Consider the following 16,861-nt stretch of genomic DNA (forward strand, 5'->3'; position numbering starts at 1 on the left):
CGGCCTGCGGCTCATCCTCGACGCCGAACCCGACCTCACCGTCGTCGCCGAGGCCGCCAACGGAGCCGACGCCATCCAACGCCTCACCGACACCGCAGTCGACCTCGCCATCCTGGATATCGCCATGCCCCGCATGACCGGACTGCAAGCCGCCCGCGAAATCAACCGCCAGCACCCGCACGTACGCATCCTCATGCTGTCCATGCACGACAACGAGCAGTACTTCTTCGAATCCCTCAAAGCCGGGGCATCCGGCTACGTCCTCAAATCCGTCGCCGACCGCGAACTACTGGAGGCCTGCCGCGCCACCATGCGCGGCGAACCGTTCCTCTACCCCGGCGCGATCACCGCCCTCATCCGCGACTACCTGCAACGCGCCCACAATGGCGACAGCCTGCCCGACACCATCCTCACCCCCCGCGAGGAGGAGGTACTGAAGCTCATCGCCGAAGGACACAGCACTCGTGAGATCGCCGACGCGCTGGTCATCAGTGTCAAGACCGTCGACCGGCACCGCGCCAACATTCTGCACAAGCTGGGCCTGCGTGACCGGCTCGCCCTCACCCGATACGCCATCCGCGCCGGACTCACCGAACCGTGACGAGGCCGCGTCGGCCGTGAATCGGACGACCCGGTGGCCACATCGGATACAGTGAACCCGGAGTGCCGGGAAGCCTGGTCGGCGATAGCTGCACGAGAACGACTGTGCCGCAATGCCACCCGTCGCCGCAGGAAGCCAGGAGACAGCTCTTGTCAGCCATCGAGGGCCTCTACACGCACTTCGCACACCCGCGCCGGCCGATCGGATCGCTCGCCGGAATGATCATGGCCCATCGGGGCCACAACATCAGGCGCGGGCGGTGGGCGATCGATCGCCTCGCCCCCACCGCCGGCGCCCGGGTGCTCGAACTCGGCTACGGTCCCGGGGTCACCCTCGGCGAGGTGTGCCGCAGAACGCCGGATATCGAGGTCACCGGGGTGGACATCTCGCCGGTGATGCTGCGTCAGGCCGCCCGTCGCAATCGAGCGCTCCTCCGATCCGGGCGGCTCGACCTGCGCCTGGGCGACGCGACCCGGCTGGACCCCGAATTGCGCGGCTTCGACCTCGTCTACGGCATCAATGTCTGGCAGTACTGGAGCGATCCGGACGTGGTCATCCAGGACCTGGTCGGCCGTCTGCGCCCCGGAGGTCGGCTGGCGCTCGTCTACATGCGCCCGCCCGGGTGTCGTCTCACGCACGGCCAGGCCGCCACCCGATTGGCGGACCAGTTCAACGCCGCCCTGCTCACGCACATCACCACCGAATGGATGCCGCAGCGGCCGACCGCCGTCCTCGTCTCGGGAGTATCCGACCACTGACCCCCGCAGCGGTCACCGCGGCGACGGGCACCATGTCCGGGCAGGAGACGTCCGTTCGGATGCGGGAGACTATCGGCCGCCGACCAGGTGGGCGGCGATGCGCGCCGCCGCGGCGGTGCCGGAGGCGGCACAGGCGGGAACGCCGACGCCATCCAGGTAGGCGCCCGCCAGGGCGAGGCCCGGGCGGTCGGCCAGGGTATCGCGCAGTGCCGCAATGCGTTCGGAGTGGCCCGGGGCGTACTGCGGGAGCCCGCCGGGCCAGCGCTGCACGACGGTGGCCAGGGGGCGGATCGGGACGCCGGTGACGGCGGTGAGATCGTCGACGGCGGCGGCGACGAGTTCGGTGTCCGGCCAGGACAGTGGGACCGGGTCGCCGAAGCGGCCGAAGGAGGCGCGGACCAGGGCCACGTCCCGGTCGGCCAGGTGCGGCCACTTGCGACTGGACAGGGTGAACGCCTTGGCGCGCAGGGGTTCTCCGGTGGCGACGAGAATGCCCGAGTTGTCGGGCAGCGGGGTGTCACGCGGGAGGGCCAGCGCCACCACGGCGGAGGAGGCCAGTTCGATACCACCGGCGAGGTCGGCGGCGGACGGGGCGACCTCGCGCAGCAGGGCGGCCGTGACGGGGGCCGGGGTGGCCAGCACCACGGCGTCCACCGGGCCGATCGGATCCAGCTGCCAGCCCGCACCGGTGCGGGTGAGACGGGTTGCGGCGGTGTCGGTTTCGACCCGTACCTGAGCGGCGGCGCGCAAGGCGTCCAGCAGCACCCGATAGCCGTCGCGAATGCCGCCGAAGACCGGTGTATCCGATTGCGGCGGAAGGGCCTTGCGCACGGCCTCGGTGAGACTGGCGGCTCCGTCGTCCAGCGCCGCCGCGAGGGTCGGCAGGGCCGCGCGCACTCCGATGGTGTCGGCGGTTCCGGCGTACACCCCGCCCAGCAGCGGATCCACGCTGCGCCGCACCACCTGCGCCCCGAAACGCTCCGCCACCAGCGCGCCCACCGCGACATCCGCGCCGCGTTCCCAGCGCAGCGGCCATTCCGGCTCGGCCGCGATCCGCCCCATGGTCTCCGCGTCGACCAGCCCCGCAACCGCTTCCGCCGCGGCGGGAATCCCCATGAGGGTGCGTTCGGGCAGCGGATGCGCGGCCCCGCCCGACCAGATCAGCGGTCGCTTGCCCGCCGGGTGCACCAACTGCTCGGCGATCCCCAATTCCCGCATCAGCGCCGGGATCTCGGGCCGCCGCCCCACGAACGCCTCGGCCCCCAGATCCACCGGCTCCCCCGCGATATCGACGGTCCGCAGAATCCCCCCGACCCGCTCACCCCCTTCCACCAGCACCAGCTCGACCCGCTCCCCCAACGCCCCCCGCAACCGATACGCCGCCACCAACCCGCTGATCCCGCCACCGACCACCGCGACCCGCATCGACCACTCCTCAGCCACTCGGAATCACCGCACCCGATCACCCGGGCGAGGCGACAGCGACACCCCCATCCCACCGGCGAGCCACTGCCCTTCGGAACCTACTCCCTCACCGGCTGTGACCCACGCCGCCCTGACCGCCGACACGGCAGTCGTGGAGCCCGAAGCCCATCGGCTCCTGGTAGCGGCGGCCGGTCAGAGTGGGGTGGGGAGGCTGTGGATGAGTTCCACGGCGGCGGTGATGGCGCCCGGGTCGGTGTCGGGGAGGACGCCGTGGCCGAGGTTGAAGATGTGGCCGGTGGCGCCGAGGGCGATGGCCTGGTCGGCCTCGTGGGCGATGCGGCGGATCTCGGATTCGACGGCCGTGGGTCCGGCGAAGAGGACCGCGGGGTCGAGGTTGCCCTGGAGGGCTTTGCCGGGGCCGATGCGGCGGACGGCGTCGGTCAGCGGGACACGCCAGTCGACGCCGACCACATCCGCGCCCGCCTCCGCCATCGCGCCCAGCAGTTCGCCGGTGCCGACGCCGAAATGGATTCGGGGGACGCCGTATTCGGCCAGCTCGGCGAAGACGCGCTCGGAGTGCGGGAGTACGAACTCGCGGTACTGCGCCAGCGGCAGCGCGCCCGCCCAGGAGTCGAACAGCTGCATGGCGTCCACGCCGGTGTCCAGCTGGGCGCGCAGGAATTCGATGGTGATGTCGGTGAGCACGCCCATGAGTTGATGCCAGGCGTCCGGATCGGCGAGCATCATGGCCTTGGTGCGCTCGTGATGCTTGCTGGGGCCGCCCTCGACCAGGTAGGAGGCCAGGGTGAAGGGGGCGCCGGCGAAACCGATGAGCGGGGTGTCGCCGAGTTCGTCGAGCAGCAGCCGGATACCGGCGGTGACGGCCCCGACCTCCTCGGCGCGCAACCGCGGCAGCGCGCGGATATCGGCGAGGGTGCGTACCGGATTCGCGACCACGGGGCCGACACCGGCCACGATATCCAGGTCGATACCGGCGGCCTTGAGCGGAACCACGATGTCGGAGAACAGGATTGCCGCGTCCACCCGGTGGCGGCGGATGGGCTGCATGGTGATCTCGCACACCAGCTCCGGATCGAAGCAGGATTCCAGCATGCCGATCCCGGCGCGCAGCTCCCGATACTCCGGCAGCGACCGCCCGGCCTGGCGCATGAACCACACCGGACGCCGATGCGGCGTCGCGCCGGTGGCGGCGGCGAGGAACGGGGCATCGGTCAAGCGGCGGCGCGTGTGAGTGCTCATCACCGCTCATCGTAGAGGTGACCGGCGGCGCGCCTCCGACGACACCGGCCCCGGGAGGTTTACCTTTTGAGCGTGACACCGCTCGACTTCCGCGACGGCGCCGCACCGACCCCGGAACCCGATGAACCCGCCCGGTTCCGCGCCGCGGTCGAGGCGATGGGCACCGCAACCGTGCATCCTCGGATCGAGCTCGCACCGATCCGCCCGCCGCAGCGCCTGGCCCCCTACTCGTACGCCGTCGGGGCGGAAGTCACGCAGGGCGACACCACCGTGGTGCCCGTGGACTCCGACGGTGACGCCTTCGGCCGACTCATCCTGCTGCACGACCCCGACGGCCAGGAAGCCTGGCACGGGGTGTTCCGGCTGGTCGCCTACATCCAGGCCGATATCGACGCCGCCCTGGCCGCCGACCCGCTGCTGCCGGAGGTGGCGTGGAGTTGGCTGGTGGACGCGCTGGAATCGCGGGTCCCGTTCACCGCGCTCGGCGGCACCGTGACCGCGACCAGTTCGGTGCGCTTCGGTGATATCGCCGGTCCTCCGCGCGCGCAGCAGTTGGAGCTGCGGGCCTCCTGGACGGTCGGCGACACCCTGATGCGGCCGCATGTGGAGGCGTTCGGCGAGGTGCTCGCCTACGCCGCCGGGCTGCCGCCCGCGGGGGTGACGCGCCTCGAGGTGCGGCCGGGCGGCGCGGACGACACGCAACAGTAATCACTCCGCTATCACCCTCGTCACAGCCGCGACCGGCCGGTGTCCAGCTGACTGAACATCAAACTTTCTGTACCGCAACGAAATCAGCGGCGGCCACGTACGATACCGATCAGTCCGGCGCAGTCTCCGCAGCCGCCCGAATCCGAATGGGACGCGGACCCGGCCGCGCCCAACCCGTAGAGTTCAAGACCATGTCCGTACCAGACGATTCCGAAGCCACTGCCGCGGTCCCCCTGCTCGCGCCAGTGGACGGCGTACCACCGGTACTGGACACCGCCGCCGAGATAGCCGCCGCCGCCCGCAGCATCGCCGCCGGTTCCGGACCGCTCGCCGTGGATGCCGAACGCGCCTCCGGCTTCCGCTACTCCAGCCGTGCCTACCTCATCCAGCTGCGCCGCGCCGGGTCCGGCACCTTCCTCATCGACCCGATTCCGGTGGATCAGGATCTGGAGCCCCTGGCCGCCGCCGTCAACGATCTGGAGTGGGTGCTGCACTCCGCCGACCAGGATCTGCCCGGACTGGCCGAACTCGGCCTGTACCCCGCCCGCCTGTTCGACACCGAACTGGGCGGACGGCTGGCCGGATTCGAGCGCGTGGGCCTGGCCGCCATGGTGGAGCGACTGCTCGGGCGGGAATTGCGCAAGGGTCACGGCGCTGCGGACTGGTCCACGCGGCCGCTGCCCGACGAATGGCTCAACTACGCGGCCCTCGATGTGGAACTGCTGCTGGAATTGCGCGACGCCGTCGCCGTGGAACTGGACGAGCAGGGCAAGACCGGTTGGGCCGCGCAGGAATTCGAACATGTGCGCACCGCCGAGCCCGCGCCGCCCAAGGCCGACCGCTGGCGACGCACCTCCGGCATCCACACCCTGCGCCGCACCCGTCAGCTCGCCATCGTCCGGGAACTGTGGACCACCCGCGACAAGCTCGCCCGGCTGCGCGATGTCGCCCCCGCCCGCATCCTGCCGGATTCGGCCATCATCGCGGCCGCCGCGAACGAGCCCAAGACCATCGCCCAGCTGCGCGCCCTGCCGATCTTCGGCGGCCCGCGGCAACGGCGGTACTCGCGCGAATGGCTCGGCGCGGTGGAGCGGGCCCGCGCGCTGCCCGACAGCGAACTGCCCCCGCTGGCGCAGCCCTTCGACGGGCCCCCGCCGGTGAACCGGTGGGAGCGCCGCGACCCGGCCGCCGCGGCGCGCCTGCAGCGCGCCCGCGCCGCCATGACCGACCTGTCCGGTGAGGTGTCGATTCCGGTCGAGAACCTGCTGACACCCGACCTGCTGCGCCGCATGTGCTGGGACGGTCTGCCGCGCACCGCCGCCAATGGCGACGGCGCGGCCGTGATCGACGACTACCTCAGCGCCGGGGGCGCGCGCCCGTGGCAGCGAGAACTCACGGTGCCACGCCTCGCCACCGCGCTCTTCACGCCCGCACAGCAGACATAACCCCACACCGCACGAGGACGGTCGCGGCACCCGCGACAGGCGCGCCACCCGCGACGGGTGCGGCACCAGCGACGGGCACGGCCCACCGCAACAGGCACGGCCCTCAGCGAAGGGGGCGGGCACGGCCCCGGCGACAGGTGCGGCCGCGGCGATGAGCACGGCCCACTGCGATCGGCGCGACCCCGGCGACGAGCACGGCCGGAGGGCTGGCGTCCTCCAGTGGCGGAGGATGACCGGCTGGATGTCAGTCCTCGTAGACCGGGGGGCGGCGGTCCTTGCGAGCCCGCATGGCCTCGTCGAAGTTCTCGGTGGTGAGCCGCACGTAGAGCTGCGCCATGCCCTCCTGCTGCATATGCGATTCGAAGCTGCCCGCCTCCATGCCGCTCCACAGCATGCGCTTGGTGAGCTCGGTGCCGACGCGGCTGTAGCGCAGGATCTGCTCGGCCAGGTCGTAGCAGGTGTCGAGCAGTTTCTCGGCGGGGACGACGCGGGAGACCAGGCCGATGCGTTCGGCTTCGGCGGCATCCACGTCGCGGCCGGTGAGCATGATGTCGAAGGCGCGGGAGGAGCCGATGGCGCGCGGCAGCAGATAGCTGAAGCCGAGTTCGGCCGAAGTGAGGCCGTTGTTGATGCCCGCCGCCCGGAAGTAGGCGTCCTCGGCGGCGATGCGGATGTCCGCGCCCACGCTGAGGCAGAACCCGCCGCCGATGGCCGCGCCGTTGACGGCGGCGATCACCGGCTGATGCATGCGGCGCAGCGCCAGCATGACGTCGTTGAACAGGTCCATGGAGCGACGGGCGATACTGGTCCGGGTCAGCCCCGCGACGCCGGGCACGCTGCCCGAATGCTGGAGGTCCGCCCCGGAGCAGAAGCCCTCCCCGGCCCCGGTGAGCACCACCGCGCGCACCTCGTTGTCGGCGGCGACCGCCTGCAGGGTCTCCCGCAGCGGCACCATGACGTCGAAGGCCATGGCGTTCATGCGCTCGGGGCGGTTGAGCGTGATGAGCGCGACCCGCGGACGCGGCTTCTCGACGAGCACGAAGGACATGCGAACTCCTGAACCGGCTGTTCCCGATAAACTGTAACCGGTTCTAGAATCTACGCGAGCAGCCGCGCCCCGCATCCGGAATCGCGCGGACTCCGCGCCCTACGAGACGGCCTGCTCCGCCACCACGTCCGCGTCGACGGTCAGCGCGCCCCCGCGCAACCAGGCGGTCACCCGCTGCGCCACATCGGGCGGGGTGAGCCCGAGCTCCTGACGCAGCTGTGCGATGGAGGCGTGATCCAGGAAGCGTTGCGGCACACCGATCTCCCGGGTCGGCACGTCCAGCCCGGCGGCGCGGATCCGCGCCGAGACCGAGGAGCCGATACCGCCGTGCAGTCCGCTGTCCTCGAGCGTCACCACCATGCGGTAGTGCTCGGCCAGTTTCACGATGCCCTCGTTGACCGGCAGCACCCAGCGCGGATCGATGACGGTGCCCGAAATCCCTTCCGCCTCCAGCAGTTCCGCCGTGCGCATGGCCAGTTCCGCGAAACAGCCGACGCCGACCAGCAGCACATCGCCGTGTACCGACCGCACCGATTCCCGACCGTCGGGCAGGTGCAGCACATCGATGCCGTCATGCCGCTCGATGGCCGAGATCTCCTCGCACACCGTGCCTTTCGGGAAGCGGATGGCGGTCGGGCCGTCGTTGATCAGCAGCGCCTCGCCCAGTTCCTCCCGCAAGGTGGCCGCATCGCGCGGGGCCGCCACGCGCATTCCGGGCACGATACCCAGCACCGACATATCCCACATGCCGTTGTGCGAGGCGCCGTCGTCGCCGGTGAGGCCCGCGCGGTCGAGCACCAGCGTCACGGGCAGCTTCAGCAGCGCCACATCCATGAGCAACTGGTCGAAGGCGCGGTTGAGGAAGGTGGAGTAGATGGCGACCACCGGATGCATACCGCCCAGCGCCAGCCCGGCCGCCGAGGCGATTCCGTGCTGTTCGGCGATGCCGACGTCGAACATGCGCTCCGGGAAGCGGTTCCCGAACGCGCTCAGCCCGGTCGGTCCGGGCATGGCGGCGGTGATGGCCACGATGTCGTCGCGCTGCTCGGCCTGGGCGATGAGTTCCTCGGAGAACACCGCGGTCCAGCTCTGCGCCCCGGATTTGCCGACCGGCTCGCCGGTCTCGGGATCGATGCGGCCCACGGCGTGCATCTGATCGGCCACGTGGTCCTCGGCCGGTTTGAAACCGCGCCCCTTCTGGGTGACCGCGTGCACCACCACCGGGCCGCCGAAGTCCTTGGCCCGCCGCAGCGCCGCTTCCAGAGCCACCGGGTCGTGCCCGTCCACCGGACCCACGTATTTCAGCCCGATGTCGCCGAACAGCTCCTGCGGCGCGACCGCGTCCTTGATGCCGGTCTTGAGCGCGTGCAGCATCGAGTAGGCCGGTTCGCCCACCCGGGGAATGGACTGCACGATGCGTTTGGTGGCGTCGAGGGCGTGCTCGTAGGCGGGCTGCATGCGCAGCGCGGTGAGCCGGTCGGCCAGGCCGCCGATGGTGGGCGCGTAGGAGCGGCCGTTGTCGTTCACCACGATGACGACCGAGCGATCCTGCCCCGCGGCGATATTGTTCAGCGCCTCCCAGCACATGCCGCCGGTGAGCGCACCGTCGCCGACCACCGCGACCACATGCCGCTTCTGCCGGGTCAGCGCGAACGCCTTGGCCAGTCCGTCGGCGTAGGACAGCGCGGCCGAGGCGTGCGAGGACTCCACCCAGTCGTGCTCGCTCTCGGCGCGGCACGGGTAACCGGACAGCCCGCCCTGCTTGCGCAGCGTATCGAAGCCGTCCTTGCGGCCGGTCAGGATCTTGTGCACGTACGCCTGGTGACCGGTGTCGAAGATGATCGGGTCGGCCGGCGAGTCGAAGATGCGGTGCAGCGCGATGGTCAGCTCCACGACGCCGAGGTTCGGCCCCAGGTGACCGCCCGTCGCGGCGACTTTCCGCACCAGGAACTCGCGAATCTCCTCGGCCAACTCGCCCAGCTCCGGTACCGACAGCCGACGCAGGTCCTCGGGCGTATCGACCCGGGAAAGCACTCCCACGGCTATTGCTCCCTCCGGAAAACTCCTGTGTTTGCCACAGTCTACGGAGCCCCTACCGGCCCCCGATGCCGGGAATGAAACCCCACCTGCGACATCGGCTTCGAATGTGAGGTTACACACGATACTCGGGTTCGCGCGGGCCGTCGGCCGGGTCGGAGCGGACAACGGGCGGCGGTGGGGCACGCCTGTTCGACCTCCCGGATTCCGGCCAGACCGTGGATACAGTGAATCGGTGCCCGCACCGCATGCCGACACCACGCCCTCCCCCGATGGTGTGGTGGCCCGCATCGTCGCCGAGGTGTACCGCCGCTGCCGCGCCGACGACTCCGGCGCGCTGGCCGACTACATTCCCGAACTCGCTGCGGTGCAACCGGATTCGTTCGGCCTGTGCCTGGCCACCGCCGACGGGCGGGTGTACGGCAGCGGCGATCTGGACACCCGTTTCACCATTCAGTCGATCTCCAAACCGTTCACCTACGCGCTGGCGCTGGCCGACCGCGGTCCGGCGGTGGCCGAACGCATCGACGTGGAGCCGAGCGGGGAACCGTTCTTCGAGATCAGCCTCGACCCCGCCTCCCAGCGCCCGCGCAACCCCATGATCAACGCCGGTGCGATCGCGGCCGCCGCCCTGATCACCGGCCGCGACGCCGGCGACCGGTTCGAACGCATCCGGCGCAGCTACAGCCGGTTCGCCGGGCGTGAGCTGCGACTCAACGAGGCGGTGTACGCCTCCGAGGCGCGCACCGGCTACCGCAATCGGGCCATCGGCTACCTGCTGCGCGGCGCGGGCATCATCGACGGCGACCCGGACGAAGCGGTGGATCGCTACTTCCGGCAGTGCTCGATCGACATCACCTGCCGCGACCTGGCCATGATGGCGGCCACCCTGGCCAACAACGGGGTGCATCCGCTCACCCGGGAGCGAGCGCTCACCGCACCGCTGGTGCGGCAGGTGCTCAGCGTCATGACCACCTGCGGAATGTACGACGCCGCCGGAGACTGGGTGACCACCGTGGGCCTGCCCGCGAAAAGCGGTGTGGGTGGCGGCATTCTGGCCGTACTGCCCGGTCAGCTCGGTATCGCGGTGTACTCGCCGCGACTGGACGCGCACGGCAGCAGCGTGCGCGGGGTGCGGGCGTGCCGGGAACTGTCGGAGCGGCTCGGCCTGCACTTCCTGCACGTGACCCGCGCCGCGCACACCGCCATCCGGGCCGCCTATTCGGTGGCCGAAGCACCGTCGCGGCTGCGGCGCGAGGTGGCGGACCTGGCGGTGCTGGAACGTTTCGGCGACCGGGCACGCATTGTCGAACTGCACGGTGACCTGCTGTTCGCGGGTGCGGAGTCGGCGGTGCGGGCGGTGGAGGAGTTCCCCGGGGAACTGGACGCGCTGGTGCTCGACGTGCGCGAGGTGGGCGATGTGAGCGCCATCGCGGTGCGCATGCTGGAGGAGTTGCGTACCGAACTGGCCGCCACCGGCTGCCGGGTCGCACTGGTGGACCCGGACGCCAAACTCGGGCAGTTGGAATCGAGCCTCGATCCCGACGATCCGCACGGGCGGGTGTTCATCGACCGGGACGGCGCCGCGGAATGGTGTGAACAGGTCGTGCTCGACCGCTACGGGCCGCCCGCACAGCGTACGGCCGTCCCCGTGGCGGGCCACCCCGCGCTGGCCGGGCTGCCAGAGGACCAACGGCATTCCCTGGCAGCGGAATTCACGGTGCGCACGCTGGCGCGCGGTGAGACCATCGTGGCCGCGGGCAGTCCGCGCTCCGGCCTGTACCTCATTCTCGACGGCCGGGTGCGGATCGGGTTCACCGGCCGAGACGGCCGCCGCCACCGCCTCGTCACCCTCACGACCGGCATGTCCTTCGGCGAGATCTCCCTGATTCTCGACCAACCGTTTCCCAACGACATCCTCGCCGAGACCACCGTCAGCCTGGCGGTGCTCACACCCGACCGCTTCGACACCCTCACCCAGCAGGCCCCGGCACTCAAGGTCGCCCTGCTCGAACGCCTGGCCGCTGCCGCGTACGGCCAAGCCGACGCGGCCGTGCGCGCCTTGGCCGCCCACGGCGGGGCGTACTGAATTCCGGGCCGCACCGCCGCTGGCATGGCGCGCTGGGGCTTGCCCGGGCGACCTCGCTCGTCCTGGAATGACGACCACGTCGGAATCGGCCGGCGCCCGAGGTCTCCGCGTCCAGGGCTGGGGATCCACTTCGCGCCGCCCGCGAACCCCGACCGACACCGCTCCGACACGTCGGCCGTGTCGGGCTCGCGCACCCGATGGGCCGCATCGTTGCGGCGCTGGCGCTGTCGAGGTCGCGGCGTCGGTAGCATCGGCCGGGACCTGTCCCCCCACCAGGAGGAAAGCCCGTGAGCAGCATCGAGACCGGCACCGTCACCACCTTCGGCAGCGGGGCGGCCCGCTCCACGCCGGATCTCATGCGGGTCACCATCTCCATCGAGTCGCGGGCGGAGACCGTATCGGCCGCGTACGCCCGTGCCGGGGAGCGCAGTGACGCGGTGGTCGCCAGCCTGCGCGGGGACGGGGTGCGGTCCGCCGATATCGCCACCAGCGGACTGTCGGTGCGCACCGACACCGTGTGGGCGGAGAATCGCGAACGCATCACCGGCTACATCGCCACCACCGCACTGACCGTGGCACTCCGCGATGTCGGATCCACCGGTGCCGCAACGGAATCCGGCACTCCCCCGGCCACTGTCATCGCGCACGCCGTGGACGCGGGCGGCGACGACGTCCGCCTCGGCGGCCTGAACCTCACCGTCGCCGACGAGGAGGCGCTGCTGGAACGGGCGCGCGACGCCGCCTGGGACAACGCCCTCGCCAAGGCCACCCGGTACGCCACCCGCGCCGGGCGCACCCTGGGCCCGGTGGTGGAGATCACCGAGAACACCTCGATGCCCACCCCGGTCCCCCGCGCCTACGCCGTCTCCGCCAAATCCGCCGGGATGGGCGGTGTCCCGGAGATTCCCGTCGAACTCGGCGAGAGCGAACTGTCCGCGAGCCTGCGCGTCACCTGGCAGCTGAGCTGAACAGTCCCGCCACCTATCGGAAGTACGGGTAGTCCTGCACCCAATGGAATCCGCGACTGTTCAGGGTGAAGCTGTTCGGGTCGACGCGTTCCAGCGTGACCGTGATCGGGCGGCCACGCAATGTCCCGCGCAGTGACAGCCGATCCGGCACCGGCCGCTCGGCCGACAGCGTTGCGAACGGTTGTCTCGTCTCGTCGCTGAGTATCACCTGTCCGTCCGGGCGGAATTCGGCGTGCGCCGCCACCAGTTCACCGTTCATCCGTTGATAGGTCGCTTCCGCGGGGTCATCGAAAACTATTCGCTGCCACCGATTCTCGTCGGTCGTCAACGGTGGTACCGGTTGTCCGTCGAGGGTGAAATCGCGCACCTCCCAAATCCCGTACAGCTCGGACTTCGGACTGTCGGGACCGTACTGCTCCTGCCAGACCTGCCAGCGGTCGTAGCCGCCCAGCACGACCCAGAGGCCGATAACGACCTGAACCCACCCGGCGATGCGGTTCTTCCGAGCGTCGGTGAACAGCGTGGGCGGCGTCAGCGGTCGGCACGGGCGCTGCCGCACGAACAGATCGAACAGTCGAGCGCAGTAGGGGGCGAGCAGTATCAGACCCATCAGCAGCAGGTGCCCGGACAGCAGCTTCTCCGGTATGTCGAACGTCAGGTTCAACAGCAGCACCTGAGCCATGCACAGCACACTCGACAGTGCGCCCAGAACCGCTGTCCGCGGCACGAACAGCAACAGACCGGCCACTAATTCCACCGCGCCGAGGGCCATCTCGTACGGTTGCGAGCTGCCGACCTGTAGCCACAGCACCGAGGCCGGACTCAGATCCCCGTAGGGCTGCAACAGCTGTGCCAGCGTCGGGCCGGGCATCTGGGTCGGGATCAGCTTGGCGACTCCGAAACTGACCATCATCCCGCCCAGGCACAGCCGCAGGAAGAGGGTGAACCACGCCGACAGCCGGGGGTGCGCGGTCCGGCGAGCGAAGACGGTCCACGCCGCGGCGGCCACGATCGCGACGACCAGGATGCAGAACACCAGCACCCAGTTGGCCGTCTGGTCACCGGCTCCGGAGTCCCGGTGCAGCACGGCGTCGACGCCGAAGAACGTCCGGCCCACCCATCCGGTGACCGGGTCGGCCGGCGCGACCGTCCATGTCCCGCCGAGTCGATGGACCCACCGTCCGAGCAGGCCCAGGAGCGCGAACGGGATAAAGGTGAGCAGCAGGCAGTACAAGCCGAAATAGACGAAGCAGAAACGAAAGGCGACCCACCGCCAACCCGGCGCGGTCGTAGCGGGTGTTGAAAGGCTGCGATTCATGCCTCGAGACAAGACGGCGCGGTGTGGCCAGCGCGTATGGGTTTTTCGATACACCGACGATATCCGCCGGCTCGTACCTCGAATGCCCGGAATTCCCCGGGGTGCCACGGTGTTCGGTTCAGCTCGGGTGTGGCCGATAGGCGGCCAGGAACACGACGATCGCCGCGTCGACCGTGTCGGGGAACGGTGCGGTGGCATCGAGCATCCGGGCGTTCAGCGGCGCACCGACGACCAGCCAGGTGAGCTGTTGCGCAGCCGTCGCGGGGTCGGGGACGCACAGTAGGCCACGCGCGTCCAGGGTCTGCAACGTCGTGGCGAGATCACCGATATTGCGGATCCAACTCTGGTGCAGATAGGTCGCCCCGACCTCGGGCCGGCGGCCCGCCTCGGCGGTGACCAGACGCCGCATTTCCACCACGGTCGGGCTGAGCGCACCGGCCAGCAGGGTTCGCGCCCAGACGAGCAGCTCCGCGCGTACATCCTCGGCGCGTTCGAGTCTCGTCAGGGCGGGCCGCATGGCATGGCGGCCGCTGGTCGCCCAGTCCGCCACCGGCCGGTGATCGACACGGCGTCGGGGCCGGAGCGGCGCTGGGCGCGATCGTGGCGATTCTCCCGGTGACCATCCTCTCCGGTGCGATCGTGCACGAGAACGTCCCGATCCCGACCGCACTCGTCCACATGACCGACTGGGTGCTCGAGCTGGTTGCCAGCGGTGCCGTCCTCGGCCTGTTCATCTGACCACCACGCCGCGCCGACTCGGCGATCTCGTCGACGCCGGACCGCCTTCAGGCCCCCGGCAGCCGCACCGTGACCCGCAGCCCGCCGGCGGCGCGCGGTGTGAGCGTCAGGGTTCCGTCGTGCGCTCGGGTGATGCTCTCGACGATGGCCAACCCGAGCCCAACGCCCGCGTGATCGGTGCGTATGCGTTCATTGCCGCGTCGGAACGGCTCGACGAGCGTCGCAACCACCTGGGCCGACAGCATTTCGCCGGTGTTCTCGACAATGAGCACGACCGTGCCGGGGTGCATCGTGGTCGTGACCCACACAGTGCCGCGGTCGGCGACATTGTGCACGATCGCGTTGTGCACGAGGTTCATCGTCAGTTGCAGCAGGAGTGCGTATGAGCCGACGGTCGGGGTGATGTCGCCGGAGGTTTCGATGGTGATCCCGCGCGCTTCGGCGAAAGGGAGCAGTGTTTCGGCGGCTTCCTCGGCCAACAGCGAAAGGTCGACCGTTTCCCGCGTGAAGGAACGCTGATCGGCGCGGCTGAGCAGGAGCAAGGCTTCGGTCAGCTCGATCGCCCGGGAATTGACGGCGTGCAGACGTTCGACGAGTTCGCCGATGCGGCGATCCGGATCGTCGCGGGCGACATCCAGCAGGGTCCGTGTGATCGCCAGCGGCGTGCGCAGTTCATGCGAGGCATTCGCGGCGAATCTGCGTTGTTCGGTGACATGGGACTCGAGTCGCGCGAGCATGCCGTCGAAAGCGTCGGCGAGTTCGCGGAACTCGTCCCGGCGGCCCGGAAGTCGAATTCGGTGCGCGAGTGAGCCATTCGCGGCGGCCCGGGTGGCCGCGGCGATGCTGTCCAGCGGCGCGAGCATGCGGCCGGCCAGCAGCCAGCCGCCGACCAGACCGAATACCAGTAAGAACGCCAGCACGGCGGCCGCGGCCGTGCCGAACACGACCGGACCGAAATTGGACGGATCGAAGATGAGCGGGAGATTGGCGGGGTCTGGAACGACATTCCCGATCGGCAGGCCACGCAGCAGAAACACCCATACGGCGGCGAGCAGCAGCACACCAGCGAGCATGAGGAATCCGGCGTAGCTGAGCGTGAGTTTGAGGCGCACGCTCAACCCGGGTGCCCTATTCATGGGCGGATTCGTCGATCCGGTAGCCGACGCCGGGCACGGTGGCGATGAGACCGGGTTCGCCGAGCCGCTTACGTAAGGCCGACACGGTGATTCGTACCGCGTTCGTGAACGGGTCGGCGTTCTCGTCCCATGCTCGCTCCAGTAATTCCTCGGCGCTGATCACACCGCCCTCCGCGGCCACCAGCACCTCGAGCACAGCGAATTGCTTGCGCGTGAGTGCGATATAGCGACCGTCCCGATAGACCTCGCGGCGGAACGGATCCACCCGCAATCCGGCGATTTCCCGCACCGGCGGCCGACTGTGCGCACGCCGACGGTCCAGCGCTCGCAGCCGGAGTACGAGTTCGCGGAGTTCGAAAGGCTTGGTGAGGTAGTCGTCGGCGCCGAGCTCGAATCCGGACGCCTTGTCGTCGAGCCGGTCGGCGGCGGTCAACATCAGAATGGGCATGCCGCTACCGGAGGCGACAATGCGTTGGGCGATCTCGTCGCCGGAGGGACCGGGGATATCGCGGTCGAGGACGGCGATGTCGTAGGTATTGACGCTCAACAGTTCCACCGCGGTGTCACCGTCACCCGCGATGTCGGCGGCGATCGCGGCCAGACGCAATCCGTCGCGAATGGCCTCCGCCAAATAAGGCTCGTCCTCCACCACCAATACCCGCATGTTGTCGATGCTAGGCGTCGACGTATGTCGCCGACGTATGCGAAACGGCTTACGGGCCCACAACACCCCGTTGCCTTGACTGGCAGCATGAGTCCTAGACCTGTCACCCGTAGGCTCGCCGTCCTGGGCCTGTTCGCCGCACTCGCATCGATCGTCGTGGCCTGCGGAGAGTCCGCCGAAGCCGACGGCGGCCTGCCCCGCGACGCGACGGTATTCGACGACCGGTATCCCGGCGTCGCGAACCTGAGCCCCGATCTACTGCGAGCGCTGCGGCGGGCCGCGGCCGACGCCGCCGCGGACGGTGTCACGTTCACCGTCAACAGCGGCTGGCGTTCCCCGGACTACCAGAATCGCCTGCTGAGCGAGGCGGTCACGAAGTACGGTTCGCGATCAGCGGCCGCCCGCTGGGTCGCCACCGCGGAAACGTCGCCGCACGTATCGGGCGACGCCGTCGACCTCGCCTCGGATGCCGCGACGTGGCTGGCTGTGCACGGTGCCCGGTACGGCCTGTGCCAGATCTACGCCAACGAACCCTGGCATTACGAACTGCGCCCCGAGGCGATCCACGGTGGGTGCGTCCCCATGTATCCCGATCCAGCTCACGATCCGAGGATGCGGCGTTGAACACATTGCGCTCCTCGGACCGCGTGTCACCCGGCAGCTGCG

The 16,861-nt window shown here is 69.9% G+C and carries 16 protein-coding genes; 8 read left to right on the forward strand and 8 right to left on the reverse strand.

Features of this window, described 5'->3' with window-relative positions:
- On the forward strand, positions 1 to 601 hold a 601-nt coding region (locus ON31_RS18750), incomplete at its 5' end, for a response regulator (protein ID WP_039815430.1).
- Between the two features lie 149 nt (positions 602 to 750).
- A complete protein-coding gene (locus tag ON31_RS18755) occupies positions 751 to 1,359 on the forward strand; it encodes a class I SAM-dependent methyltransferase (protein WP_051037465.1) in 609 nt (202 codons plus the stop codon).
- Positions 1,360 to 1,428: 69 nt separating this feature from the next.
- Here the strand turns inward: ON31_RS18755 and ON31_RS18760 are convergent, their stop codons facing one another.
- Positions 1,429 to 2,784, reverse strand: coding sequence for a protoporphyrinogen oxidase (locus tag ON31_RS18760; protein ID WP_039815432.1), 1,356 nt, complete (start codon positions 2,782 to 2,784; stop codon positions 1,429 to 1,431).
- 192 nt (positions 2,785 to 2,976) lie between these two features.
- Positions 2,977 to 4,044: a uroporphyrinogen decarboxylase gene (gene hemE / locus ON31_RS18765; protein ID WP_039815546.1), complete on the reverse strand. Its 1,068-nt coding sequence runs from the start codon at positions 4,042 to 4,044 to the stop codon at positions 2,977 to 2,979.
- A 72-nt stretch (positions 4,045 to 4,116) separates the two neighbouring features.
- Here hemE and ON31_RS18770 point away from each other — a divergent pair, with 72 nt between their 5' ends.
- Together ON31_RS18770 and ON31_RS18775 are read left to right on the forward strand one after the other, a co-directional pair.
- Positions 4,117 to 4,752 carry a DUF3000 domain-containing protein gene (locus ON31_RS18770; protein WP_081592563.1) on the forward strand — a complete coding sequence of 212 codons (636 nt, stop codon included), beginning with the start codon at positions 4,117 to 4,119 and terminating at the stop codon, positions 4,750 to 4,752.
- Positions 4,753 to 4,943: 191 nt separating this feature from the next.
- On the forward strand, positions 4,944 to 6,197 hold the full coding sequence (locus ON31_RS18775; protein WP_039815550.1) for a ribonuclease D: 1,254 nt from the start codon (positions 4,944 to 4,946) through the stop codon (positions 6,195 to 6,197).
- 244 nt (positions 6,198 to 6,441) lie between these two features.
- Here the strand turns inward: ON31_RS18775 and ON31_RS18780 are convergent, their stop codons facing one another.
- Both ON31_RS18780 and dxs read right to left on the reverse strand, forming a co-directional pair.
- On the reverse strand, positions 6,442 to 7,245 hold the full coding sequence (locus tag ON31_RS18780; protein ID WP_039815434.1) for an enoyl-CoA hydratase: 804 nt from the start codon (positions 7,243 to 7,245) through the stop codon (positions 6,442 to 6,444).
- A gap of 99 nt (positions 7,246 to 7,344) precedes the next feature.
- Positions 7,345 to 9,285 carry a 1-deoxy-D-xylulose-5-phosphate synthase gene (gene dxs, locus ON31_RS18785; RefSeq protein ID WP_039815435.1) on the reverse strand — a complete coding sequence of 647 codons (1,941 nt, stop codon included), beginning with the start codon at positions 9,283 to 9,285 and terminating at the stop codon, positions 7,345 to 7,347.
- A gap of 232 nt (positions 9,286 to 9,517) precedes the next feature.
- Between dxs and glsA the strand changes: the two genes are divergently transcribed.
- Together glsA and ON31_RS18795 are read left to right on the forward strand one after the other, a co-directional pair.
- Complete coding sequence (gene glsA, locus ON31_RS18790; protein WP_370450424.1) at positions 9,518 to 11,371, forward strand: glutaminase A; 1,854 nt, start codon at positions 9,518 to 9,520, stop codon at positions 11,369 to 11,371.
- A 287-nt stretch (positions 11,372 to 11,658) separates the two neighbouring features.
- Positions 11,659 to 12,339 carry an SIMPL domain-containing protein gene (locus ON31_RS18795; RefSeq protein WP_039815436.1) on the forward strand — a complete coding sequence of 227 codons (681 nt, stop codon included), beginning with the start codon at positions 11,659 to 11,661 and terminating at the stop codon, positions 12,337 to 12,339.
- 13 nt (positions 12,340 to 12,352) lie between these two features.
- On the opposite strand, the gene ON31_RS18800 is transcribed toward ON31_RS18795, so the two are convergent.
- Entirely contained in the window at positions 12,353 to 13,657 is a 1,305-nt protein-coding gene (locus tag ON31_RS18800; protein WP_039815439.1) for a hypothetical protein, read from the reverse strand.
- A 118-nt stretch (positions 13,658 to 13,775) separates the two neighbouring features.
- Complete coding sequence (locus tag ON31_RS18805; protein ID WP_255222167.1) at positions 13,776 to 14,207, reverse strand: TetR/AcrR family transcriptional regulator C-terminal domain-containing protein; 432 nt, start codon at positions 14,205 to 14,207, stop codon at positions 13,776 to 13,778.
- Positions 14,208 to 14,257: 50 nt separating this feature from the next.
- Here ON31_RS18805 and ON31_RS36275 point away from each other — a divergent pair, with 50 nt between their 5' ends.
- A complete protein-coding gene (locus ON31_RS36275) occupies positions 14,258 to 14,395 on the forward strand; it encodes a hypothetical protein (RefSeq protein ID WP_174385110.1) in 138 nt (45 codons plus the stop codon).
- Positions 14,396 to 14,442: 47 nt separating this feature from the next.
- Here the strand turns inward: ON31_RS36275 and ON31_RS18810 are convergent, their stop codons facing one another.
- Both ON31_RS18810 and vanR-Sc read right to left on the reverse strand, forming a co-directional pair.
- Complete coding sequence (locus tag ON31_RS18810) at positions 14,443 to 15,531, reverse strand: sensor histidine kinase (RefSeq protein ID WP_039815441.1); 1,089 nt, start codon at positions 15,529 to 15,531, stop codon at positions 14,443 to 14,445.
- On the reverse strand, positions 15,524 to 16,195 hold the full coding sequence (vanR-Sc, locus tag ON31_RS18815) for a VanSc-type vancomycin resistance response regulator transcription factor VanR (RefSeq protein WP_039815443.1): 672 nt from the start codon (positions 16,193 to 16,195) through the stop codon (positions 15,524 to 15,526). The genes ON31_RS18810 and vanR-Sc overlap by 8 nt, the downstream gene beginning before the upstream one ends.
- A gap of 87 nt (positions 16,196 to 16,282) precedes the next feature.
- Here vanR-Sc and ON31_RS18820 point away from each other — a divergent pair, with 87 nt between their 5' ends.
- Positions 16,283 to 16,819: a D-alanyl-D-alanine carboxypeptidase family protein gene (locus tag ON31_RS18820; protein ID WP_039815445.1), complete on the forward strand. Its 537-nt coding sequence runs from the start codon at positions 16,283 to 16,285 to the stop codon at positions 16,817 to 16,819.
- The last annotated feature ends 42 nt before the right edge of the window (positions 16,820 to 16,861 follow it).

Source organism: Nocardia otitidiscaviarum NBRC 14405 (assembly GCF_000308635.1).
Classification (GTDB): Bacteria; Actinomycetota; Actinomycetes; order Mycobacteriales; family Mycobacteriaceae; genus Nocardia; species Nocardia otitidiscaviarum.

Coding starts and splice junctions, on each gene's coding strand:
- vanR-Sc (WP_039815443.1), bottom strand. CDS start 16,195: ATGCGGGTATTGGTGGTGGAGGACGAGCCTTATTTGGCGGAGGCCATT.
- ON31_RS18810 (WP_039815441.1), bottom strand. CDS start 15,531: ATGAATAGGGCACCCGGGTTGAGCGTGCGCCTCAAACTCACGCTCAGC.
- hemE (WP_039815546.1), bottom strand. CDS start 4,044: ATGAGCACTCACACGCGCCGCCGCTTGACCGATGCCCCGTTCCTCGCC.
- ON31_RS18780 (WP_039815434.1), bottom strand. CDS start 7,245: ATGTCCTTCGTGCTCGTCGAGAAGCCGCGTCCGCGGGTCGCGCTCATC.
- ON31_RS18800 (WP_039815439.1), bottom strand. CDS start 13,657: ATGAATCGCAGCCTTTCAACACCCGCTACGACCGCGCCGGGTTGGCGG.
- ON31_RS18760 (WP_039815432.1), bottom strand. CDS start 2,784: ATGCGGGTCGCGGTGGTCGGTGGCGGGATCAGCGGGTTGGTGGCGGCG.
- ON31_RS18820 (WP_039815445.1), top strand. CDS start 16,283: ATGAGTCCTAGACCTGTCACCCGTAGGCTCGCCGTCCTGGGCCTGTTC.
- ON31_RS18775 (WP_039815550.1), top strand. CDS start 4,944: ATGTCCGTACCAGACGATTCCGAAGCCACTGCCGCGGTCCCCCTGCTC.